The organism is Yersinia sp. Marseille-Q3913, assembly GCF_963892745.1.
GTDB lineage: Bacteria > Pseudomonadota > Gammaproteobacteria > Enterobacterales > Enterobacteriaceae > Yersinia > Yersinia bercovieri.
Genome location: NZ_CAWQAF010000044.1, coordinates 118,465 through 141,405 on the forward strand (window position 1 = coordinate 118,465; position 22,941 = coordinate 141,405).

Consider the following 22,941-nt stretch of genomic DNA (forward strand, 5'->3'; position numbering starts at 1 on the left):
ACGACAGGGTATTGGCTGAAACTGGCTTATTCAGCCAATACCTTTTATTGGTCAGCTACCTTCTACTCTTCAAGCTGATACGGCGTGGACTCAAATAGATAGCCGTCGAAGTCCGGATGGTTCGCATCTGAAAGCTCTAGCAGCTTCAGTTTTACATTTTCCAAATGTTGCCACATGGCTTGCTTAGCCGCTTTACTGTCACGACGCAACACCGCTTGCAGAATTTTCTGGTGGTCTTCCAGCCATTGCCAACGATAACTGAAATCAAGCGTATGACTGTGAGCACCCTGCCACATTGCGCTGGTTTTCCGCGCCAGCCAGGCCTCTGCCACCATATTGGCGAGCACGCTATTTTGTGTCGATTGCGCTAACAGACAATGAAACAGCTCATCAGCGCTCTCATCCACCGCTCCGGCCGCTAATGCCGTTTTTTCCTGCTCAATGGCCTGACGCATTTTAATGATATCGGCCTTGGTGGCCTGCATGGCAGCAAAAGCTGCGACTTCACTTTCCAGCAATTGCCGGGCTTGCAGCAGTTCAAAGGGGCCGTAACCACTGTCAGCTGACACAGCGGACTCACCTTCAGCTAGCAGATCAGGCACATTAACCACGTAAACACCGGAGCCTTTGCGCACCTCGACCAACTTCTCCAGCTCCAGCATGATCAGCGCTTCACGCACCACACTGCGGCTAACACTAAAATTTTCAGCGATATCACGCTCTGGGGGTAAACGATCGCCCAAATGGTATTTTCCGCTGACAATCGCCTCTCGCAGCTGACTGCCCACTTCCTGATATAACCGCATAACCTTATTTCCTGCATCACGCTGTTAGCATAACCATGCCAAATTGGCCTGACCAAAGGGTCTCTGAATGATGTTCAGTATACCATGCGGTCAAACAGCATCATGAGATTTATCACGGTTTATCGATGTGATAAACCGTGTTTTCATGCAACTAGGAATATTATTAGCAGAGATATTAAAGGTAAGTGACAGTCATAATTCCCAGGCTACGCTGCGGGTTCAGCCATTCCATACGAGAAGAGGCTAAATTACCGGGTAACTGAGAAAGCAAAGGCATATTACTTGAAAGAGTTTGTCGATGAGTCACTGTTTCACCATTACGATAACAGCTTGTTGTCATCGTTTGACCCACTACCGCAGTATTACATGGGCTATCTACAATGGCTCCGTAAAACGTGATTGTGCCTGAAACAGACAGGTTAGATTGCGCACTACTTGCAGGAAAAGAGATTATCCATGAAAACATTATTGCTAAGATAATTAGTACCCGACAATTCCTCATAACCACCTCGACTCTCATATCTGTCATTTTAAAGATAGAGGATTTCAAGCAAAGCAATGGAAATGATAGAGCATTATTTATTGCCCTACTCGGCCTATAACTCACTAAAATACCTCGAAGAAGTGAATTATATTTCTTATCGGTGTATAACTATTAGGCAGGACTCCTACCTTTCCTAGGAAATATTCTCCATTTGCGCTTTTTTCGTTTAATAATAAGTTTACTCGGTGTTATATCCTTTACTCATTAGAACCTTGAAAACAACCCTCACCTTGATATCTTATTGAGAAAAAATTTAATATCAGAGGCCCCATATGACAAAAACAAACTTGATTACTGGTTTTTTGGGCTGCGGCAAAACCACCACAATTCGCCATTTGCTGTCACAGAAGCCAGAACATGAAAAATGGGCTGTTTTGGTGAATGAATTTGGTGAAATTGGTATTGATGGTGCGCTACTCGCAGACAGCGGAGCGGTATTGAAAGAGATACCGGGCGGCTGCATGTGTTGCGTTAATGGATTACCGATGCAAGTGGGCTTGAATATGCTGCTGCAACAGGCTAAACCAGATCGGTTATTAATTGAGCCTACCGGATTGGGCCATCCAAAACAGATATTATCATTATTAACTTCCGATACTTATCTGCCATGGATTGATTTGCGTGCGACTCTCTGCCTATTAGATGCTCGCCAACTGAATGAACCTCGTTACACGGAGAATGAGAATTTCCGTGACCAATTGGCCGCCGCAGATATTATCGTGGCAAACAAACAAGATACCTATAACGCAACAGATTATTCCGCACTACAGCAATGGCATGATCGACAACCCGTATCACGGCCACTCTATTATGCTGAACAGGGGAAAATTGATATTGCCCTGCTCGATACACCACACAGTAATAGTGATGAATTGCCCGACGGCGCACATCATCACAGTACAGAGCGACAAAAAGGGCTGGCAGCATTGAGCTTAAAAGGGAGTGAGCCTTGGCGTCGGGCGCTAAATCAAGGTCAAGGTTATCTGAGTTGTGGTTGGGTATTTAATGCAGATACTCTGTTTGATACAGTTCCACTTTTGGAGTGGGTGCGATTAAATCCGGTAGAACGCGTCAAAGGGGTTATGCGTATTGCCGAAGGCACATTGGTGATTAATCGCCAAGGTGCTGACCTACAAATAGAAACCCGCCCAATACCGCCACTGGATAGCCGAATTGAACTGATCAGCGCAACAGAAGCAGATTGGAACAAATTACAGCATGAATTACTGAATATTCGATTACGTAACGGGGTATAATACGCCCCGTTTTTATTGGTTACACAATTCGTACATTGACAATTTATAGGCCGCCGCATGACCCGTCGTCATTTACCGACAATACTACTACTCAACTTACTCGGGATTGCTCTATTTTTATCCTGGTATATCCCGGTGAACCACGGTTATTGGTTTAAAATAGATTCAGCAATATTCTTCTATTTTAACCAACACCTGCTCTCCAGCCCTTCATTCCTGCATTTGGTAGCGATCACCAATAACCGCGCTTTCGATGTTATTTCGCTGATGTGTATGGGGGTGCTTTATCTTTACTTCTATCTGAAGGAGACGCCTGCTGGCCGTCGCCGTCTGATCGTCACGGGGTTTGTTATGTTGTTGACCGCGGTTGTCCTTAACCAATTAGGTCATCTGCTACCTGTTTCGCATCCCAGCCCAACACTATTTTTTGAGAATATCAATCGTGTCAGCGAGTTAACGGGTATCCCAACCAAAGATGCCTCGAGTGACAGCTTCCCCGGCGACCATGGCATGATGTTGATGATTTTTGCCTGCTTTATGCTGCGCTATTTTTCTCGCGGAGCCTTCGCCATTGCCTTACTGATTGTGATTATTTTCTCACTGCCACGAGTGATGATTGGCGCACATTGGTTCACTGATATTGCTGTCGGCTCGCTCTCAGTGGTACTGGTTGGTATAAGTTGGATATTACTAACGCCATTAAGCGATAAGATAATTAATGCCATCAACCACCGCTTGCCTGGGGCAACAACTCGATAGCCCGCAACTGCGCTTTATTGAGGCAAAACAGTCTACTCTTTGCCTCTCCTCTCATTAATGCTTTCACTCAATTATTATCACCAAGTGGTTACAAATTCATCTATTCCTCTTTAATATAAAACCTTACATTATGTTACATTAACATTTAGTAAAATAATGGTTATAAAAGCTCTCGCCTTTTATTAATCATTACGGTAATCTCAAAAACGTTTGTGCTCGGATATCCGTATTTTCACCGCTGTCCTGATTAATATTGTGCGTTCCTGCACATTTATTCGGTTAAGTGATTGTCTCATCGGACCACAACCAATAATCTCGATTCGTTTGGCAATTTTGGTAGCGACATCCGTCGTAAGGACAGCAAGGGAAAACAACAACAATGGTCAAGTCTCAACCTATTATGAGATATATTCTGCGGATAATTCCTGCAGTTGCAGCAGCGGTAATGTTATCCGCGTGTAGTTCACCACAGACTTCGAACTTACATAATTCGCAAACTGAGATGCGTGCAGTTAATGACAAAGATGGGCTTTTACTGCAAGCCTCTCAGGATGAATTCGAAGCAATGGTGCGCAACGTTGACGTCAAGTCGAAAATTTTAGAACAGTATGCAGGGTGGAAAGGGGTTCGTTATCGTTTAGGCGGTAGCACCAAGCGCGGGATTGATTGTTCCGCATTTGTACAAACCACTTTCCGTGAACAATTTGGTATGGATTTGCCGCGCTCGACCTCTGAGCAACAGGATCTCGGTAAAAAAATCCAGCGTACTAAATTGCGCCCCGGTGATTTGGTGCTGTTTCGTGCAGGATCGACTGGCCGCCATGTAGGTATCTATCTAGGTAACGATAAATTTGTTCATGCCTCGACCAGTGTCGGTGTGACAATATCGAGCCTAAATGAAGATTATTGGAATAAGCGTTATCGCGATGGACGCCGAGTACTAAGTAGCGGTTCGCGCAGCTAGCAAAGTTTTATTCCTGTTGTCCGAGATACCAAACGAATACTTAAAACGCTGCCACTGGCAGCGTTTTTTATTGCCTGATACTGAATATTCCCACCGCTAACCCCACTTCCGATCAGTTTGTAGGAAAACTCCTTTTTTGTTGAAAACAGCGAAATTAAAGAATTATCTGTGTAAGATGCGCATCTCTTAACCAAGAATTTTCTGGCATGAAGGCATATCGACCAACGATTATCCTTTATAAGAATATATAAATTGCATTAATAAGCTGAAAATTTGTTTTACTGAAATATATCAGTGAATATCTAGTTCACTGTTTCACTTATTTGATGCATTTAATGAGCATCTTTTCTTTATATTGGATTAGCTTGAAATTCAATTTGATAAGCTAATTAATGTCGATAACGCTCATTGGCAAACGGGTAGCGCGGCGCTGCTAACTTATTTATACTCATACCACTTTATCAAACATGCTGAGGGGCGGCGTCACATGGGTTCAAGCAGTGCTTTCTCACGCAATATTCTATCCAGACGCCATCTTGTAAAAAAAAGTGTCATTCTTGCACTCTGTTTCTTTATTTGTTTTGTCATTATTACGCTGTCATTACTTTATCGCAGCAGCGAACGTAAATTAACAACACAAAGTGATCACATTATCTCCTACTCGTCTCAGTTCCTGAATGAACTGACAACAACCATGTCTCAACTTATACCTCTGACCACGAAGAGTTGCGAGCAAGCCAGCTCCGCACTTCACTATCGGGCGGCATTTACTAATGGTGTCAGAGCATTCTTATTGGTGAGGGATAACATTGCTTATTGCTCTTCAGCGACGGGCGTTATGCATGTACCTGCCACTGTGCTATATCCCAAAATTAATTTATCCCAGCCGATAGATTTTAAGATTCAGCAAGGTACGCCCATGATGCCAAGCAAACCCGCAATTGGTGTTTGGCTGCGAGAAGCGGGTCGCGGTAATACCGGCGTATTGGCTACGCTGGAATTAGCCTTACATCCCTATTTGTTGCTGAATTATTCAGATAATCAGGTGAATGGGTTAGCCATTATTATCGATGAATTAGCGGTAACCACATTTGACTCTAAAGTCATACCAATCAGTCAGCTACCCACCAGGGCCGCCCGTGAAGTGCAATTACCCGGTTACCCGATTAAAGTAATGATTTACCATACCAGCCTGACTGCTGATGATATTCGTATGACCTTATTGGGCGGGCTGCTACTTGCTGGTCTGGTCGGGATTCTGGCTTATTATATTTTAATGGCCAGCCAAAGTGCTGAAGCTGAAATTTTGCGCGGTATCCGCCGTGGTGAATTCTTTGTTGAGTATCAGCCGGTATTTCGTTCACATGATCGCACAATATCAGGTCTGGAAGCACTTATTCGCTGGCAGCACCCTATTGAAGGGCGGATCTCGCCAGACCTCTTTATTCCCTATGCAGAGACTCAACATCTGATACAACCACTGACTCGGCACTTATTTGAGTTAATTATCAGGGATTGTGAGTTAATGGCAGACCACATTCCGGCCGGTACTAAGCTTGCTTTCAATATATCCCCAGTTCATCTGGCGGATGACCAGTTCCGCAAAGCTGTCTCCCACATGTTGCAGCAATTAAATACCGATATCTTTGCGCCGGTATTCGAGATAACTGAGCGGGGCATGGTTGAAGAGGAGTTAGCCATTAAGCAATTTGCGTGGCTGCGTTCACAGGGCGTACAAATCGCAGTCGATGACTTTGGCACCGGCCATAGTGCTCTAATCTATTTGGAACGTTTTACTTTAGATTATATTAAAATTGATCGCGGATTTGTCAGCACTATCTGTGTTAATACTGTGGCGGCACCGGTATTAGATGCAGTATTAATGTTAGCTAAGAAACTGAATATTGAGACCGTCGCCGAGGGGGTTGAGACCGAACAACAACTCCACTATTTGGCACAGCACAGTGTTAACTACCTACAAGGTTATTTACTGAGCAAACCATTGTCTGTTGAAGATTTAATTACATTTTGTCATAAACAAAATAGCTAATAAAAACCGGGCCCAATGTTATAAGCGCGGCAGCCAAACCCCCATTGTGCCGCCCCCGACAAGCTGACTCAGCTCAGTGATTCGGGGGACAAATCTGCCGGGAGCAGATTTGAACGCTGCGGGCAGCGGCCTCGCAGAGGCGAGGCCCATGGATGGGTCTCGTAATGAGCACAGCTCACACTGCTGAAGTTTAAAGTCCGCTAGATATTATTGGCTTAATGTTTGCTTTACGCCCCTGCAAACTGGTAATTTCGTTTAAGATTATTATTATCTGAATGAAATTCAGGAGATCACCACTAATATGTTGTTACGCCTATTTGCTGCCTTGGCGCTTTCTGCCCTGAGTTTTGGCCTACAGGCTGAAACTATTAAAGAGGGTGCTTCTTTTGCCATACTAGGCGAACCTAAGTATTCATCAGATTTTAGCCATTTCGATTACGTTAATCCGGCTGCCCCCAAAGGCGGTGATATTACGTTAGCCACCATTGGCACCTTTGATAACTTCAACCGCTATGCCTTACGCGGCAATTCGGCTATCCGGACTGAAAGGTTATATGATTCGCTATTTAGCACCTCAGACGACGAGATTGGCAGCTACTATCCGCTAATTGCAGAGTCGGCCCGTTATGCCCCTGATTTCCACTGGATTGAAGTTGATATCAATCCCCGCGCTCGTTTTCATGATGATACCCCCATTACCGCGCAAGATGTCGCATTTACATTCAATAAGTTCATGACCGAAGGCGTGCCGCAATTTCGCATCGTCTATAAGGGTGTGCAGGTCAAAGCTATTTCCAACCTAACCGTGCGTTTTGAATTTCCCGGACCCAATAAAGATAAAATGCTGGGCCTGTTCGGTTTACCCGTCATGCCCGAACATTTCTGGAAAGACCATAAACTGAGTGACCCGCTGAGTAAACCGCCGATTGGCAGCGGCCCCTATCGCATTGGCAAATATAAGATGGGGCAATTTATTACCTATGAACGGGTACGAAATTACTGGGCCACTAACTTACCGGTTAATCGTGGACAGTATAATTTTGACACCATCCGTTATGACTACTATTTAGATGACAAAGTCGCGCTGGAGGCATTTAAAGCCGGGGCCTTTGATTTCCGCGAAGAGGGCTCGCCGAAAAGCTGGGCGACCCAATATGTAGGCGGCAACTTTGCGAAAAACTATATTATCAAGCAGGATATTGCCGATAACTCCGCACAAAATACCCGCTGGCTAGCATTTAATGTCCAACGCCCTATTTTTAGCGATCGACGGGTTCGTCAGGCGCTGACACTGGCTTTTGATTTTGACTGGATGAATAAAGCTTTTTATTTCAACAGTTATCAGCGCACCAATAGCTTCTTCCAGAATACCGAATATGCCGCAACAGGTTATCCGGACAGCGCAGAGCTGGCTTGGTTAGCCCCACTCAAAGGCAAAATACCGCCAGAAGTCTTCAGCCAAATTTATCAGCCGCCGCAAACCGATGGCAGCGGCGATGCACGGGATAATCTGTTAAAAGCGCGCGAATTACTGGCCCAGGCGGGCTGGGAAGTCAAAAACCAGCAGTTGGTCAACAGTAAAACCGGCAAACCTTTTGAGTTTGAATTGCTGCTACTCAGTGGCAGCAACTTCCAATATGTGCAGCCGTTCAAACATAATTTGCTGCGTTTGGGCATTACCATGACAATCCGCGAGGTCGACAGCTCTCAGTTCGTTAACCGCCTGCGCAGCCGGGATTACGACATGATCCCCACTGTTTACGGGGCGATGCCCTACCCTAGCCCCAATCTGCGAATATTGTGGAGCTCGGCTTATGTCGACTCCACCTATAACGCCTCTGGCATTAAAGATCCGGCTATTGATCAGTTAATTGAACTGATTGTCAAACATCAGGAGCAACCGGAAGCATTGCTATCTCTGGGCCGCGCCCTTGACCGGGTGTTGACCTGGAACCAGTTGATGATCCCGATGTGGTACTCCAACCATAGCCGCTTTGCTTATTGGGATAAGTTCTCAATGCCGGCGGAACGCCCCACCTATTCGCTAGGATTTGATAGCTGGTGGTTTGATGTCAACAAGGCAGCTCGCCTGCCAACAGAACGCCAATAGGGGGCTGTTGTGGGCGCATACTTGTTACGGCGGCTATTACTGATCATTCCCACCTTGTGGGCGATTATTACTATCAACTTTTTTATTGTGCAGATTGCACCCGGCGGGCCTGTTGATCAGGCCATTGCCAATATTGAACTGGGCCACAACAGCGGCTATAGCACCGGTGGCGGTGATGGTGGATTGGGTGGCGCAAAAGTCGGGCTAAATGCGGCACAAGTGGGTGATAGCAACTATCGCGGCTCACGCGGGCTAGACCCGGAAGTGATCGCCGAAATCAAGCAGCGCTTTGGTTTTGATAAACCGCTGCACCAGCGCTATTTCGATATGCTGTGGAGCTACATGCGCTTTGATTTTGGCGACAGCCTGTTCCGTGGCGAATCAGTGATGTCATTGATTAAGCATAGTTTGCCGGTTTCTGTTTCACTCGGTCTATGGAGCACGCTGATTATTTATCTGGTGTCCATTCCCCTGGGGATTAGAAAAGCGGTGCGCAACGGTAGCTCTTTTGATAACTGGAGCAGTGCCTTAATTATTGTCGGCTACGCTATCCCTTCGTTTTTATTCGCTATTTTACTGGTTGTGCTGTTCTCTGGTGGCAGCTATTTCGATCTGTTCCCATTACGCGGGCTGACCTCCAGTAACTGGGACACACTGCCATGGTACGGCAAGATCACCGACTATTTATGGCATATCACCTTGCCGGTATTGGCGACCGTGATTGGCGGCTTCGCCACCTTGACCATGCTGACTAAAAACTCCTTCCTCGATGAGATCCGCAAGCAATATGTGGTGACAGCCCGAGCCAAAGGGCTGCCGGAAGAGAAGATTCTGTATCGCCATGTGTTCCGCAATGCCATGTTGCTGGTGATCGCTGGTTTCCCGGCTACCTTTATCAGCATGTTTTTCACCGGCTCACTGTTGATCGAAGTGATGTTTTCCCTGAATGGTTTAGGGCTGCTGGGTTACGAGGCTACCCTACAGCGGGATTATCCGGTGATGTTTGGCACCCTTTATATTTTCACTCTGATTGGTTTACTGCTGAATATCATTAGCGATATCACCTATACCCTGGTTGACCCACGGATTGATTTTGAGGGTCGCCACTAATGATAAAATTAAGTGCCATTAATCAGGCCCGCTGGGCGCGTTTTCGTCAGAATCGTCGTGGCTACTGGTCACTGTGGATCTTCCTGACACTCTTTATTATCAGCTTATTTGCCGAACTGATAGCCAATGACAAGCCGCTGCTGGTGAACTATCAGGGCAAGATCTACCTGCCCTTTATGGTCAATTACAGTGAATCCACCTTTGGCGGAATTTTAACCACTGCGGCAGATTACCAAGACCCCTATGTGCTTGACCGAATTAAAAATAATGGTTGGGCTATATGGGCACCGATTCGTTTTAGTAATAACACCATCAATTTTGCCACAGAGGTGCCCTTCCCTTCGCCGCCCAATCGTACCAACTTATTGGGTACTGACAGTACCGGCGGTGATGTATTGACCAAAGTTATTTATGGATTCCGTATTTCGCTGTTATTTGGCCTGACGCTGACCCTATTCTCCAGCGTGATAGGTATCTGTGCTGGGGCAATTCAGGGCTATTACGGCGGCAGAGTCGACTTATGGGGTCAGCGATTTATTGAGGTCTGGTCGGGTATGCCCACACTATTTTTAGTCATTTTACTCTCCAGCATCGTGCAGCCCAATTTCTGGTGGCTACTCGCCATCACGGTACTATTCGGCTGGATGGGGTTGGTGGGCGTGGTGCGGGCAGAGTTCCTGCGCACCCGCAATTATGACTATATCCGTGCAGCACAGGCCATGGGTGTGCGTGACCGGACGATTATGTCACGTCATATGTTGCCCAATGCGATGGTGGCAACACTGACCTTCCTGCCCTTTATTTTATGTGGATCAATCACCACCCTGACCTCACTCGACTTCCTCGGTTTTGGTTTACCCATGGGGTCGCCATCCTTGGGCGGGCTGCTATTGGAGGGCAAAAATAACCTTCAAGCGCCATGGCTTGGCATCACAGCATTTCTGGTATTGGCCGTGCTGTTATCTCTGTTGATTTTTATTGGCGAAGCAGTACGTGACGCCTTTGACCCCAGTAAGGTGTACTGATATGGCGACCTCTCCACTCCTGGATATTCAAAACCTCAGTGTGGCATTTCGCCAGGCGGGCGTTGACCGTGAAGTGGTCAGCGCGCTCTCATTGCAGGTCAATAGCGGTGAAACAGTGGCGTTGGTGGGAGAGTCTGGCTCAGGCAAGAGTGTTACCGCGTTGTCGGTATTGCGCTTACTGCCCTCGCCACCCGTGGTCTATCCTGCTGGCGATATTCTGTTTGCCGGCCAATCACTACTCCATGCCGATGAACCGACACTGCGTGGTATTCGCGGTAATCAGATCGCCATGATTTTTCAAGAGCCAATGGTGTCACTCAACCCACTGCACACCATCGAGAAGCAGTTAGCTGAAGTGCTGTCACTGCATCGCGGTATGCGTCAGGAGGCGGCCAGAGCGGAAATTATTCAGTGTCTCGACCGCGTCGGTATTCGTAATGCCAAAGGTCGATTGGCTGATTTCCCGCATCAGCTTTCAGGGGGGGAACGTCAGCGAGTGATGATTGCGATGGCGGTCTTGACCCAACCCAAATTACTGATTGCCGATGAGCCAACCACCGCACTGGATGTCTCGGTACAGGCCCAGATTTTGAGTTTGCTGAAAGAGTTAAAGCAAGAGATGGGCATGAGTTTGCTGTTTATCACTCATAACCTGAATATTGTCCGCCGACTGGCAGATAACGTGGCCGTGATGCGGGAAGGGCGTATCCTAGAGCACAATAGCCGTCAGGCGCTGTTCAGCGCGCCACAGCACCCCTACACTCGCCAGCTATTGGATGCCGAGCCACAGGGCGCCCCCTTGCCCCTTGCAGCAGGTCTTGCGCCACTGCTTGAGGTCAAAGGGCTGCAAGTGGAGTTCCCAATCAAACGTGGCTTGCTACGCCGGACGGTCGATCACCACTATGCGCTGAAAGATCTCAGTTTTGAGCTAAAACCGGGGGAAAGTCTGGGATTGGTGGGGGAGTCGGGGTCAGGGAAAAGCACCACCGGGCTGGCGTTGTTACGCTTACTGCCATCAAAAGGTGAAATTTGGTTTAACGGGCAACCGCTGCACAGTTTTACCTCAAAACAGATGCTGCCCTATCGCAGCCGCATTCAGGTGGTGTTTCAGGACCCTTATTCCGCGCTCAACCCGCGTTTGAATGTTCAACAGATCATCGCTGAAGGGCTAGAAGTTCATCAGAGGCTCAGTGCCGCGCACCGTGAACAGCGGGTGATTAAGGCCATGGAAGAGGTGGGGCTAGACCCGGTCAGCCGTTATCGTTACCCGACTGAATTCTCCGGCGGGCAGCGCCAGCGCATTGCTATTGCACGGGCATTAATCCTGCAACCTCAATTGCTGATCTTGGATGAGCCAACCTCGTCGCTGGATAAATCGGTACAGGCACAGATTCTGGCCCTACTCAAATCCCTCCAGCAGCGTTACCAGCTCAGTTACCTGTTTATCAGCCATGACTTACAAGTCGTTCGCTCGCTTTGCCATCAGGTGATTGTGTTGAAGCAGGGGGAAGTGGTGGAGCAAGGTGACTGCCAGGCGATATTTGCCGCGCCAAAACAACAATATACACAGCAGTTGCTACAATTTGCTGATTAATAGCGCAGACATAAAAAAGCGCCAGCATAGCGGACCGACGATATCATCGATGAATAAATAGGGCCGACGAATAGCGCTGATGAACGCTTAATCGCGGATCAGAAGGGGTAAAGTGCCGTCATGGTCTCGGCGATGGCGACACCGACATCTTTCAGGCGACACATAGTCGCACTCTCATCCTGCCGATGAACGAAGAGGCAAGGCTCACCTTCCCATTCAACAATTGCGGAGTCCACTTGTATCTCTTGAAGCGAGAGGTGGAGCCGCTGCATGATGATCTGCGCATGTTTACCATCGTGGCTGAGCAACTTCAGCCCCATCAGGTCATTTTGGGTATCGTCTATCGCCGTCAGAGGTATCGGTTCAACATTGACCCCGATAAACCCAGATAACCAACGGTAACTTTGCGGCAGACGATGTACTACCGAAAGTTGGATATTATTCACGTGTTTTTCCTAGTCAAAATAAAAATGCAAAAATTACAAAGGCACCACGATGACTCACACTCACTAAAGTTATAGCCGCTAAGTTGTCATTGTGCCTGATTCAGACCCCATCAAAACACAACATTGATAACAATTTAGAAACTTAAAACTAACAATGTCATTTTTGCGTTGTTTTTAACCTTTCTTCAGCTATTGCTGCCAAGGCTAAAACTGCTAGTTTGGGATTTAGATCCCATTTTTCGTTATATTTATACCTTTATGGCGAACAGCTCAACCATTTTTCTTTCAAACATGTTACCTAATCGCTGCCAATGTTTTACAATTGAGGAACAATTCAAGGTGAATTCGATACAACAAAAACGCCTTAATCAATTGATAATTATATAAATAAGTTAACATCGACAACCATTTTAATGACAGAATTATCTTAGCAAAACTCACCGATAACTATTTAGTGCTTTTTTATATTATCGCTCAAAAAATTAACAATATGTGCCTACGCATAACTATGCAATAAATTATGGTACGCATGATTACTATATTGATTGAGCGCAAAAAACGGCGGCTTATTGGCCGCAATTAGGGTGATATTTAACCAGCATGGCAAGAGGAACCGCGGGGATAATAGCGGTAAAGGGAGCGCCTGCGGCGTCTGCCCTTCACTTTTTACTCACTATGCTTTTTTCATCGCATTTTTTTGTGAGCGACTGGCATAGAGATACAACAACATGGCGACAATAATACAAAACGCCATCGAGCTTACCATCGGCCAGGCACTCCGAGAGGGAGCCATCGACAGCAACGTTCCCACGATGGCACCGATACCAAAGCGTAAAGTCCCCGCCAGAGAAGAGGCGGTCCCCGCCATATGCGGAAAACCATCCAGAATAACTGCCATAGCATTCGAGGTGATCATCGCGATACAGCCGACATAGGCCGCCACTCCCAGAACCAATGCCCAGAATCCCATTCCCGTGGCACAAACCACCAGCAACCAGATCCCCATAACGAATTGAACCGACATGCCAAAGCGGAACATTTTCAGGGCGCCAAAACGGCGAACATTGCGGCTGTTGATCAGTGTCATCAAGAACAAAAAGACGATATTCAGTGCAAAGTAATAGCCAAAGTTCTGCGGTGAAACGCCGTTTAAGTCGATATAAACAAAAGGCCCGGCACTGAGGAACGAGAACATCCCGGCAAAAGAGAAAGCACTCGCTAACATATAGCTCAGAGCTTGTTTATGGCGAAATAGCGTGGCGAAATTACCGATGGTGGTGCGCAGATGAAAGCGTTGCCGCTTCTCTGGAGGCAGGGTCTCTTTAATAAACAGAAACACCAGCACTGCACCAACCAATGCGGCACCGGCCATAGTCCAGAAAATGGCATGCCAGCTAAACCACACCAGCAGTGCTCCACCGATAATCGGTGCCAGCAGCGGCGCAATAGTCATCACCAACACCACAAAAGACATCATTCGGGAGAAATCATCTTTGGTGAACATGTCACGCATCAATGCATTAATCACCACACTGGCGGCGGCGGCAGATAAACCATGCAGGAAGCGTAAGTTAATCAGTTGCTCAACCGACTGCGCCATGGCACAGGCCATTCCCGCCAGCGCAAAGATGAGTGTGCCCCAGAAGATAACCGGCTTGCGCCCTATGCTGTCGGCCATTGGCCCATAAAACATCTGCCCGATAGCAAAGCCCAGCACATACGCGCTCAGGGTCATCTGCACCGCACCACTCTCGACGCCAAACTCTTGCGCAATAATGGGCATACTCGGCAGATACATATCTATCGCCAGCGGCATCAGCATCGACAGCAAACCCAGGATAAAGATTAAGCCAAAGTGGGATGTCCGGTTCTGTGCTTCATTTTGGTTACTGACATGCACGTTCAACAACTCCTTCAATAACTTACGGCAGGTGGTATCGACTGAGGGCCGCGTGGAAGCAGCTCATCCACGCGGCGATAGAAAAGCGATTACAGATGGGGAGCGCCTACGCTGGCAATCTCTTCCGCCGTGAGCGGGCGATACTCACCGGGGGCCAAATCGTCATCAAGTTTCATCGCGCCGATACGTTCACGGTGCAGCGCCAATACCCGATTCCCGACGGCTCCAAACATACGTTTTACCTGATGATAGCGCCCCTCGCTGAGGGTTAACCGCACCAACTGCGGCTCGATAATCTCGAGCTGAGCAGGCTTGGTCAGGGAGGTTTCATTATGCAGCTGTACGCCGTCAGCAAACCGCTGCGCCGTATCTTCCGCAACCGGATGCTCCAGCGTCACCAAATAGGTTTTTTCGCAATGATGGCGTGGGGAGGTAATCCGGTGCGACCATTGACCATCATCGGTCATCAGCACTAACCCCGTGGTATCAATATCCAACCGCCCAGCAGCATGCAGCTTGTAAGCCACTGGCTCATCAAGGAAATAGAGTACCGTCGGGTGATCGGGATCTTCTGTCGAACACACATAACCCTGCGGCTTATTCAGCATAAAGTAACGTGGGCCAAGGGTTTGCTGTAATGGGTTGCCATCGAATCTCACGTCATTCTCTGGTGTCAGCTTAATGGCACCACTTTTGACCACTTCGCCATCAATAGTGACCCGTTTGGCCCGCAGTTCACGCGCTACCAACGCCCGGCTAACACCTAATTGCTGAGATAAAAACTTGTCCAATCGCATTGAATCTACTTTGCCTGTTGTATTGTCGTGCCACTGACGGGCACGATACCCGCACTCACACCTGCCAACGACGACAGAGTGCTAATAATACGGTATTGAAAGAATGAAGCAGTAAAGTTGTATAGGGGAAAATCATTTGCTGCCTAACCGACCTGATTTATCAGTATAGCGGCGGTTGCCCTATCATCCTAGGAACAGTTACTCAAAAAAATGCTATTGAGAAAGGATCAGCCCCTGCTGACGCGGTGTATATCCTGGCTTCTCGTCGTTCACGGCCCGAGGTTCTCGCGTCGGCCACATCAGACAGGCATAATAATAGAAAGTTTTTCGTTATGAGGAGAGATAAATGCCACTCATACAATGTAGGGAATTGTTGCAAATGGTGAATGGATTAAGCGCGATAACTCCCCACTCCGGGCAGGCGCTTTAATGGCCTTTACGCTACGCCCCTATCAGCAAGAAGCGGTAGATGCCACCCTCGCCCACTTTCGTCGCCATGCCGAGCCAGCACTGATTGTCTTACCCACTGGCGCGGGTAAAAGTTTGGTTATCGCCGAATTGGCGAAACTGGCCCGTGGTCGCGTGCTGGTGTTGGCCCATGTCAAAGAGCTGGTGGCGCAGAATCACGCCAAATACTGTGCCTACGATTTAGAGGCTGATATCTTCGCCGCCGGGCTACAGCAGCGCCAAAGCGAAGGGAAAGTGGTATTTGGCAGCGTACAGTCTGTGGCACGTAATCTCCCGCTATTTGATAGCGCCTTCTCACTGCTCATCATCGATGAGTGCCATCGCATCAGTGACGAAGATGACAGCCAGTATCAGCAAATCATCCAGCATTTACGAACCACTAACCCACGGCTACGGCTATTGGGGCTGACGGCGACCCCCTACCGATTGGGCAAAGGCTGGATCTATCAATTCCACTATCATGGCATTACCCGTGGTGATGAAAAAGCACTGTTCCGCGATTGTATCTATGAATTGCCGCTGCGTTACATGATCAAACACGGCTTTCTGGTGCCACCAGAGCGGCTGGATATGCCGGTCGTGCAATATGATTTCAGCCGCCTGACCAGCAATAGCGACGGCATGTTCCGTGAGGCGGATCTCGATCGGGAGCTTAAACAGCAACAGCGTATCACCCCGCATATTGTTAGCCAGATAATGGAGTACGCCGCCCAACGGCGCGGGGTGATGATTTTTGCCGCCACCGTCGAGCACGCCAAAGAAGTGCACGGATTGCTACCCAAAGGCGAAGCGGCGTTAGTGAGCGCTGGCACCCCCCCTGCCGAACGGGATGCGCTAATCACCGCATTTAAACAGCAGCAACTGCGCTATCTGGTTAATGTGGCCGTGCTGACCACCGGCTTTGATGCGCCTCATGTGGATCTGATTGCCATTCTGCGCCCCACCGAATCTGTCAGTTTATATCAGCAGATTGTCGGCCGGGGCTTACGGCTCTCACCGGGTAAAAAAGATTGCCTGATCCTGGATTATGCCGGTAATCCCCACGACCTGTTCACTCCCGAAGTGGGCACTAGCAAACCTCATAGTGGCAGCCAGCCGGTGCAGGTCTTCTGCCCAGATTGCGGTTTCGCCAATATCTTCTGGGGGAAATGTACCGAGTCCGGCGAGGTAATTGAGCACTATGGCCGTCGGTGTCAGGGCTGGTTTGAGGATGATCAGGGCGCGCGGGCGCAATGTGACTACCGCTTTCGCTGCAAATCCTGCCCCCATTGTGGCGCAGAAAATGATATCGCCGCCCGCCGCTGTCATCAGTGTCAGGAAGTGCTGGTTGATCCTGACGACATGCTGAAAGCAGCGCTGAAGCTGAAAGATGCGCTGGTGTTACGTTGTGGCGGAATGAGTCTGGAGGCTGGCCATGACGCGAAAGGCGAGTGGCTGAAAATCACCTATTACGACGAAGACGGCACCCATACCAGTGAGCGCTTTCGCTTAACCACAGCCGCGCAGCGTATGGCATTTGAGCAGATTTTCCTGCGCCCCCACCAGCGCGCACCGGGTATTGCCCTCAAATGGCAAACCGCAGCCGATATCATCGCGCAACAAGCGCTGTTACGTTACCCCGATTTTGTCGTTGCCCGTCGGCGTGGGCAGTGGTGGCAAATCAGAGAAAAGATATTTGATTATCAGGGCCGTTTTCGCCGAGCTGACTCCCTGGCTTAAGCCGCATCTAGCCTGAGATTTTCGCAGTTTTATTTGCTGTCTGGCTGATATTTCGCTAGAATGTCGCCCGCTTTGCTCTGGGTTTACCCAATCAAAGCCGAGTATCGAACCTGTTGCTGGGTCGCCTGTAGCAGGGTAAATTTCTTAAGAGAAAACAAAATGACCACTATCAAAGTAGAAGTACGTAACGACCAGGGTAAGGGTGCGAGCCGCCGCCTGCGTGCAGCAAATAAATTCCCGGCAATCGTTTACGGTGGCACAGAAGCAGCTATTTCTATTGCTCTTGACCATGACACCACCAAGAACCTTGAACTGAAACCGGGCTTTTATGATTCCGTACTGACTCTGGTTATCGACGGTAAAGAGACCAAAGTTAAAGTACAAGCTGTTCAGCGTCACGCTTTCAAGCCAAAACTGACTCATATCGACTTCGTTCGCGTTTAATCGCGTCGCTATCGATATTCGGGACGCCGAAATAAAAAACGCCGCTTATGCGGCGTTTTTTATTGGCTCAATAACGTTACAATACAAACTGTTACTGCTTACCTGAATTACGCTGCAACTGATCACGCAGATTCGGTGGCGTGCCTTTAATAGTCAGTGTATCCGTTGCCGCATCCCAGAAAATACGCTCCCCCAGCAGTAATGCGTCAAAATTGATACTCAACCCACCGCCACTGCCCGCGAACCTGGTCAACTGACGCAAGGTGCCGCGATCCGCCGGGAAGCTCTCTTCCAATGCATAGCCCTGCTCAGCCGTGAATTGCTGGAAATCTTTTTCGCCGAACTTCGGCAGCTCTTGAGCCAACTCCTGCAAAGCAATCTCTTCGCCAGACTGTAACTGCTCATTGCAGTAGCTATAGACCTGTTGACGGTATGCCTGACGCTCATTTTTGCCTAACTCAGCATCTGCGCAATAGTCGTCGACGGCTTGTAATAAGCCACGGTTTTGCGCTTTGGTATCCAACCCTTCGGCTGCTGACAGGAAATCCATAAAGAAATCAGATACTTTTCGCCCTATCCGCCCTTTCAGGAAGGTCAGATAACGGGTCGATTCTGGATTGTTTTCCCACTCAGTCAAATCAATACGAGCCACAATATCAGCGCGGTTAATATCGAGATAGTGGGTAGTGCTCAGATCAAGCTGCTCATTCACGCGCATGCTATTACAGCTGCTCAGCACCGAGATCAGCAAATATTCTGTTGCCAGATAACGATACTGGCAAAACAGCACCACACCACCTTCAGCAAACGGATATTTGGCTAATTCGTCACGTAAACGCCCTGTCGCCGCACGGCTAAAGCTGAGGAAATCTTCATCACCCTTACGGCATCGTTTCAGCGCATCCGCCAGCTCACTTTGCTCATTAAACAAGCCGTAAGCTTTGTTTTTGGCGCTGTAAACACGATGCAGCTCGGCCATCATCTCTTCAACGACAGCATTGGCAGGTAACAGCGAATCGCGCAACACCACATCAAGCGTTTGTTCATCACGCTTAATAAGCTGATGTAAGGCAATCTGGTCGATATCCAGACTCATGATAAATACTCCTTTTGGCTAGGGGCGTATTCAATCACTGATACCTGAGAGCTGCAACTCAAAAGCGATGACGCCCCTCAATTAGTGGCTAATGATTCTTAATGCTATAAAATAGCGGAAAAGCGCGTCTCTATACGGTAAGATGTGGGACTTTGTCAGGTGTTGAGTACAATTTTTATGGCACAATCATCCCGTTATAGTGACGAACACGTTGAACAACTACTGTCTGAATTGGTCTGCGTACTGGAAAAACACCGTACCCCAACCGATCTTTCATTGATGGTGTTGGGAAATATGGTAACAAATCTGATCAATACCAGCATTGCCCCCGCGCAACGCAAAGTATTGGCACGTTCTTTCGCTGAGGCTCTTCAGGCTTCGGTACGTGAAGATAAAGCTCATTAATTTATCGGCCAAGACTGCAATCTCAATATGGTGACAAATCGTCAGCGCTATCGTGAAAAAGTTTCCCAGATGATCAGCTGGGGGCACTGGTTCGCCCTGTTTAATATTCTGTTCAGTCTGATGCTGGGTAGTCGCTATTTGTTTGTCTCCGATTGGCCCTCATCGCTAATTGGCCGTATCTATGCCCTCGTTAGCTGGCTTGGGCACTTTAGCTTTATCGTTTTTGCCGCCTATTTGCTGGTGATATTCCCCCTAACCTTTGTGGTGATGTCACAGCGGCTACTCCGGTTTCTTTCCGCCGCCTTCGCTACTGCCGGTTTAACCCTACTATTGGTGGATACCGAGGTCTTCACCCGTTTCCATTTACACCTTAATTCGGTGGTGTGGGAGTTAGTGGTTAACCCGGACCAAACAGAGCTGGCGCGCGATTGGCAATTGATGTTTATCGCAGTGCCGGTCATTTTTCTGGTCGAGATGCTTTTTGGTACTTGGGCCTGGCAAAAACTGCGCAGTCTTAATCGGCAGCGCTTTGTTAAGCCACTGGTGGCAGTATTTATTTCCGCATTCTTTGCCTCGCATCTGATGTATATCTGGGCTGATGCCAACTTCTATCGCCCAATCAGTATGCAGCGAGCAAACCTGCCACTCTCCTACCCGATGACCGCCCGTAAATTCCTCGAGAAACACGGCTTGCTTGATCAGCAAGAGTATCAGCGCCGCCTGATGGAACAAGGTACGCCGGATGCACTGGCGGTTGAATATCCGCTAAGCCCGATTACTTTCAGCGATAAAGGCAGCGGCTATAACCTGCTATTGATTGTGGTGGACGGTATTCGCGCCAGCAGCCTGCAAAAAGATATGCCAGCACTGGCAGAGTTTGGCCGTTCAAACATCCAATTTGATCATCACTACAGCTCGGGTAACCGTCAGGACACCGGCTTGTTTGGCCTGTTTTATGGGATATCGCCTACCTATTTAGACGGTATTCTCTCTGCCCGCGAACCATCTGTATTTATGACGGCATTGAGTGCGCAGGGTTATCAGTTTGGTCTATTCTCATCCGATGGTTTTGAGTCGCCACTCTACCGTCAGGCACTGTTAGCCGATTTCACCTTGCCAGCGCCAGTGACACAAACAGACAGCGAAACCACGGCCCAATGGCAACAATGGCTATCGACACCAAAAAGTAATGCCCCCTGGTTCTCGTACATTAATCTGAACGGGGCAAAGGAGGCACAAGATCCGGTCTCTGGGAAGAAAGTGGCACTGCCGACTGACTTTATCCAAAACTATCAAGCAGGTGCGAGAGATGTAGATCAGCAGATTGCCACTATTCTGGACACCCTGAAGCAGAGTGGGCAGCTCGATAAAACCGTGGTTATTATTACTGCGGCCCATGGCGTTGAATTTAATGACAGTGGCAATAATACTTGGGGCGCGGGTAGCCACTTTAATCGCCAACAACTCCAAGTACCATTAGTGGTTCACTGGCCGGGAACCCCTGCACAGTCCGTGAATAAGCTGACCAATCATGAAGACGTTATGGCGACACTGATGCAGCGGTTGTTACATGTCAAAACAGCATCAGAAGATTACTCGCAAGGGGAAGATTTATTTGCTGCACAGCGTAACAATAACTGGGTGGCGACAGGCGACAATGGCACTCTCGTCATCACAACGCCAACACAAACAGTTGTGTTAGATAATAACGGTGAATATCGTACCTATGATGAGCAAGGCAATGAAATCAAAGATGAAAAGCCACAGCTCCCACTGTTGTTGCAGGTGCTGACAGATATAAAACGTTTTATTGCGAACTAGTTCTAAAAACAGCACATTGAGTGTTCGAAAAACAGGCGGTTGTTTTTCCAAGCCTTGCATTAGTAAAGATAAAATGTACTATAAAAGCCGCAGCATCGGCATGTAGCGCAGCTTGGTAGCGCACCGTCATGGGGTGTCGGGGGTCGAAGGTTCAAATCCTTTCATGCCGACCAAAATACCTCAAGAAAACCAATCCGTTAGGGTTGGTTTTTTTGTTTGTGGGATTAGTGGTAGGGAAACTCAGGGGTGACTTCTGCCAGCATTTCTAATACTGGCAGCCATTTTAATGGGAAAACAGTCGCGACCTGCGCATAAGCAATGGCATGACAACGACCAATATAACCCGTACCGATAAGGCCAATTCGAATCTTTTGCATCTAATTTCCCCTGCTTATTTATAGATTATTGCCCCATCAGAGGCTTTACATGCCAATGGTTATACGAAATTAAAATTTCACCCTCAAGGTATAAATAGAATGAAACACTCTTTTTGCGAGATGCTCCGAAAAATATTATCGAGCCAATGAAAGTTTGCACAAACAGGAGAAAACCTCATTATCCAGTTCACAAAAATCGAATAGCAAATACTGATAATGAATTATATATTTCCATTATGTAATTTTTTGAAAAATAGATTTCAATAAATGCGAGATGTTACGCATAGCTGATAAGTCAGGGTTTCAATCGCGTAATTTCGTTATATAGTGAGCGCCACGATGAAGCGATCACTCGATTGCTCCTTTTAAATTTTTACAGGTAATCTGCTATGAGCTCACCTTTTCTGGTTACACCGCAGTGGTTGGCTGAACATAAAAATGATGAAAAGATCGTTATTTTGGATGCCCGAATGTCGCCGCCAGGATTGATACCTAAAAGGGATATTCAGGCCGAGTTTGAGCAGGAGCATATTCCCGGTGCCGTTTACTTTGATATCGATGCAATAGCAGATCACAGCACTGACTTACCTCATATGCTGCCATCCCCACAACAGTTCAGTGAGAGGGTTGGTCAATTAGGGATCAGTGAGCAACATACCTTAGTGATTTATGATGATGGTAATCTCTTTTCTGCACCACGGGTTTGGTGGACGTTCCGTATATTCGGTGCAAAAAATGTACGTATCTTGGCCGGTGGTATTAGCGGATGGCATCAGGCTGGTTACGCATTAGAAAGTGGTCCGACTAAACCAGCCCGTCAAACTTTTAATGCAAGCTTTAATAAAGCAGCAGTCAAAAGTATTGATGAGGTTATCGCTGCACTTGGCAATGATCAAATACAGATTTTAGATGCCCGACCAGCAGGTAGATTTAAAGCACAGGAGCCAGAACCTCGCCCTGGCCTACGCCTTGGGCGGATCCCCGGCAGTATCAATATTCCTTGGGGGAGCATGGTAGAGAATGGCAATCTAAAATCACCACAAGAGTTGGCAAAAATTTTTGCGGCCCAAGGGGTAGATTTAACCAAACCTATTATTACCAGCTGTGGCTCTGGTGTAACAGCCGCAGTCGTTGCTCTGGGGCTGGCAGCCGTAAATGCGCCTTCGGTATCACTCTATGACGGCTCGTGGGCTGAATGGGGCGCATCGGACTCTCTGCCAATTGACGAGACTCGCCTTCCGTGAAAGAAA

Annotated in this window: 19 protein-coding genes, 1 tRNA gene and 1 pseudogene; 14 read left to right on the forward strand and 7 right to left on the reverse strand. The window is 48.0% G+C overall.

Annotated features, from left to right (window positions below):
* Positions 1 to 62 precede the first annotated feature (62 nt).
* Together AACW11_RS15440 and AACW11_RS15445 are read right to left on the reverse strand one after the other, a co-directional pair.
* A complete protein-coding gene (locus AACW11_RS15440) occupies positions 63 to 806 on the reverse strand; it encodes a GntR family transcriptional regulator (RefSeq protein ID WP_212584675.1) in 744 nt (247 codons plus the stop codon).
* Positions 807 to 981: 175 nt separating this feature from the next.
* Positions 982 to 1,308, reverse strand: a complete 327-nt coding sequence (locus AACW11_RS15445) for a type 1 fimbrial protein (RefSeq protein ID WP_339379066.1) — start codon at positions 1,306 to 1,308, stop codon at positions 982 to 984.
* A gap of 314 nt (positions 1,309 to 1,622) precedes the next feature.
* Here AACW11_RS15445 and AACW11_RS15450 point away from each other — a divergent pair, with 314 nt between their 5' ends.
* The 8 genes from AACW11_RS15450 (at position 1,623) to yejF (ending at position 12,218) form a co-directional block, all read left to right on the forward strand.
* On the forward strand, positions 1,623 to 2,606 hold the full coding sequence (locus AACW11_RS15450; protein WP_212584676.1) for a CobW family GTP-binding protein: 984 nt from the start codon (positions 1,623 to 1,625) through the stop codon (positions 2,604 to 2,606).
* Positions 2,607 to 2,663: 57 nt separating this feature from the next.
* The gene (locus tag AACW11_RS15455) at positions 2,664 to 3,365 is read left to right on the forward strand and encodes a phosphatase PAP2 family protein (protein WP_212584677.1); all 702 of its coding nucleotides are present in this window, start codon (positions 2,664 to 2,666) and stop codon (positions 3,363 to 3,365) included.
* 379 nt (positions 3,366 to 3,744) lie between these two features.
* Positions 3,745 to 4,329 (forward strand): bifunctional murein DD-endopeptidase/murein LD-carboxypeptidase, encoded by a 585-nt coding sequence (mepS, locus tag AACW11_RS15460; protein ID WP_212584678.1) that lies wholly within the window; start codon positions 3,745 to 3,747, stop codon positions 4,327 to 4,329.
* Positions 4,330 to 4,816: 487 nt separating this feature from the next.
* Positions 4,817 to 6,379 (forward strand): cyclic di-GMP phosphodiesterase, encoded by a 1,563-nt coding sequence (locus AACW11_RS15465; protein ID WP_212584679.1) that lies wholly within the window; start codon positions 4,817 to 4,819, stop codon positions 6,377 to 6,379.
* Positions 6,380 to 6,680: 301 nt separating this feature from the next.
* Positions 6,681 to 8,489 carry an extracellular solute-binding protein gene (locus AACW11_RS15470; protein WP_212584680.1) on the forward strand — a complete coding sequence of 603 codons (1,809 nt, stop codon included), beginning with the start codon at positions 6,681 to 6,683 and terminating at the stop codon, positions 8,487 to 8,489.
* Positions 8,490 to 8,498: 9 nt separating this feature from the next.
* On the forward strand, positions 8,499 to 9,599 hold the full coding sequence (locus AACW11_RS15475; RefSeq protein ID WP_212584681.1) for a microcin C ABC transporter permease YejB: 1,101 nt from the start codon (positions 8,499 to 8,501) through the stop codon (positions 9,597 to 9,599).
* Positions 9,599 to 10,624, forward strand: coding sequence for an ABC transporter permease (locus tag AACW11_RS15480; RefSeq protein WP_212584682.1), 1,026 nt, complete (start codon positions 9,599 to 9,601; stop codon positions 10,622 to 10,624). The genes AACW11_RS15475 and AACW11_RS15480 overlap by 1 nt, the downstream gene beginning before the upstream one ends.
* Before the next feature lies 1 nt (position 10,625).
* Positions 10,626 to 12,218, forward strand: a complete 1,593-nt coding sequence (yejF, locus tag AACW11_RS15485) for a microcin C ABC transporter ATP-binding protein YejF (RefSeq protein WP_212584683.1) — start codon at positions 10,626 to 10,628, stop codon at positions 12,216 to 12,218.
* A 98-nt stretch (positions 12,219 to 12,316) separates the two neighbouring features.
* Here yejF and AACW11_RS15490 read toward each other — a convergent pair whose 3' ends face one another.
* The 3 genes from AACW11_RS15490 to rsuA form a co-directional block, all read right to left on the reverse strand.
* Entirely contained in the window at positions 12,317 to 12,664 is a 348-nt protein-coding gene (locus AACW11_RS15490; protein ID WP_145495771.1) for a YejG family protein, read from the reverse strand.
* 673 nt (positions 12,665 to 13,337) lie between these two features.
* The gene (locus AACW11_RS15495; protein WP_212584684.1) at positions 13,338 to 14,564 is read right to left on the reverse strand and encodes a Bcr/CflA family multidrug efflux MFS transporter; all 1,227 of its coding nucleotides are present in this window, start codon (positions 14,562 to 14,564) and stop codon (positions 13,338 to 13,340) included.
* Between the two features lie 89 nt (positions 14,565 to 14,653).
* Positions 14,654 to 15,361: a 16S rRNA pseudouridine(516) synthase RsuA gene (gene rsuA, locus AACW11_RS15500; RefSeq protein ID WP_049601521.1), complete on the reverse strand. Its 708-nt coding sequence runs from the start codon at positions 15,359 to 15,361 to the stop codon at positions 14,654 to 14,656.
* A 429-nt stretch (positions 15,362 to 15,790) separates the two neighbouring features.
* On the opposite strand from rsuA, the gene AACW11_RS15505 reads away from it, so the two are divergent.
* The gene (locus AACW11_RS15505) at positions 15,791 to 17,548 is read left to right on the forward strand and encodes a DEAD/DEAH box helicase (RefSeq protein ID WP_212584685.1); all 1,758 of its coding nucleotides are present in this window, start codon (positions 15,791 to 15,793) and stop codon (positions 17,546 to 17,548) included.
* 159 nt (positions 17,549 to 17,707) lie between these two features.
* Positions 17,708 to 17,992 (forward strand): 50S ribosomal protein L25, encoded by a 285-nt coding sequence (rplY, locus tag AACW11_RS15510; protein WP_005274435.1) that lies wholly within the window; start codon positions 17,708 to 17,710, stop codon positions 17,990 to 17,992.
* A gap of 91 nt (positions 17,993 to 18,083) precedes the next feature.
* Here the strand turns inward: rplY and yejK are convergent, their stop codons facing one another.
* Positions 18,084 to 19,088, reverse strand: a complete 1,005-nt coding sequence (gene yejK, locus AACW11_RS15515; RefSeq protein WP_212584686.1) for a nucleoid-associated protein YejK — start codon at positions 19,086 to 19,088, stop codon at positions 18,084 to 18,086.
* Positions 19,089 to 19,265: 177 nt separating this feature from the next.
* Between yejK and AACW11_RS15520 the strand changes: the two genes are divergently transcribed.
* The 3 genes from AACW11_RS15520 to AACW11_RS15530 all read left to right on the forward strand — a co-directional run bounded on the left by AACW11_RS15520 (position 19,266) and on the right by AACW11_RS15530 (position 21,487).
* On the forward strand, positions 19,266 to 19,493 hold the full coding sequence (locus AACW11_RS15520; RefSeq protein ID WP_005274427.1) for a YejL family protein: 228 nt from the start codon (positions 19,266 to 19,268) through the stop codon (positions 19,491 to 19,493).
* A gap of 27 nt (positions 19,494 to 19,520) precedes the next feature.
* Complete coding sequence (gene yejM / locus AACW11_RS15525; protein ID WP_212584687.1) at positions 19,521 to 21,314, forward strand: LPS biosynthesis-modulating metalloenzyme YejM; 1,794 nt, start codon at positions 19,521 to 19,523, stop codon at positions 21,312 to 21,314.
* Between the two features lie 96 nt (positions 21,315 to 21,410).
* Positions 21,411 to 21,487: transfer RNA gene (locus AACW11_RS15530), tRNA-Pro, on the forward strand.
* Positions 21,488 to 21,553: 66 nt separating this feature from the next.
* On the opposite strand, the pseudogene AACW11_RS15535 reads toward AACW11_RS15530, so the two are convergent.
* Positions 21,554 to 21,691: pseudogene (locus AACW11_RS15535) on the reverse strand (Gfo/Idh/MocA family protein); the annotation flags it as partial.
* Between the two features lie 389 nt (positions 21,692 to 22,080).
* Here AACW11_RS15535 and sseA point away from each other — a divergent pair.
* A complete protein-coding gene (sseA, locus tag AACW11_RS15540; RefSeq protein WP_212584688.1) occupies positions 22,081 to 22,935 on the forward strand; it encodes a 3-mercaptopyruvate sulfurtransferase in 855 nt (284 codons plus the stop codon).
* The last annotated feature ends 6 nt before the right edge of the window (positions 22,936 to 22,941 follow it).

Excerpts from the sequence above, each read along its gene's own strand:
- mepS (WP_212584678.1), top strand. The coding sequence starts at position 3,745 with ATGGTCAAGTCTCAACCTATTATGAGATATATTCTGCGGATAATTCCT.
- rsuA (WP_049601521.1), bottom strand. The coding sequence starts at position 15,361 with ATGCGATTGGACAAGTTTTTATCTCAGCAATTAGGTGTTAGCCGGGCG.
- AACW11_RS15450 (WP_212584676.1), top strand. The coding sequence starts at position 1,623 with ATGACAAAAACAAACTTGATTACTGGTTTTTTGGGCTGCGGCAAAACC.
- AACW11_RS15465 (WP_212584679.1), top strand. The coding sequence starts at position 4,817 with ATGGGTTCAAGCAGTGCTTTCTCACGCAATATTCTATCCAGACGCCAT.
- yejM (WP_212584687.1), top strand. The coding sequence starts at position 19,521 with ATGGTGACAAATCGTCAGCGCTATCGTGAAAAAGTTTCCCAGATGATC.
- sseA (WP_212584688.1), top strand. The coding sequence starts at position 22,081 with ATGAGCTCACCTTTTCTGGTTACACCGCAGTGGTTGGCTGAACATAAA.
- AACW11_RS15470 (WP_212584680.1), top strand. The coding sequence starts at position 6,681 with ATGTTGTTACGCCTATTTGCTGCCTTGGCGCTTTCTGCCCTGAGTTTT.
- yejK (WP_212584686.1), bottom strand. The coding sequence starts at position 19,088 with ATGAGTCTGGATATCGACCAGATTGCCTTACATCAGCTTATTAAGCGT.
- AACW11_RS15505 (WP_212584685.1), top strand. The coding sequence starts at position 15,791 with ATGGCCTTTACGCTACGCCCCTATCAGCAAGAAGCGGTAGATGCCACC.
- AACW11_RS15455 (WP_212584677.1), top strand. The coding sequence starts at position 2,664 with ATGACCCGTCGTCATTTACCGACAATACTACTACTCAACTTACTCGGG.
- AACW11_RS15440 (WP_212584675.1), bottom strand. The coding sequence starts at position 806 with ATGCGGTTATATCAGGAAGTGGGCAGTCAGCTGCGAGAGGCGATTGTC.
- rplY (WP_005274435.1), top strand. The coding sequence starts at position 17,708 with ATGACCACTATCAAAGTAGAAGTACGTAACGACCAGGGTAAGGGTGCG.
- AACW11_RS15520 (WP_005274427.1), top strand. The coding sequence starts at position 19,266 with ATGGCACAATCATCCCGTTATAGTGACGAACACGTTGAACAACTACTG.
- AACW11_RS15480 (WP_212584682.1), top strand. The coding sequence starts at position 9,599 with ATGATAAAATTAAGTGCCATTAATCAGGCCCGCTGGGCGCGTTTTCGT.
- AACW11_RS15445 (WP_339379066.1), bottom strand. The coding sequence starts at position 1,308 with ATGAGGAATTGTCGGGTACTAATTATCTTAGCAATAATGTTTTCATGG.
- yejF (WP_212584683.1), top strand. The coding sequence starts at position 10,626 with ATGGCGACCTCTCCACTCCTGGATATTCAAAACCTCAGTGTGGCATTT.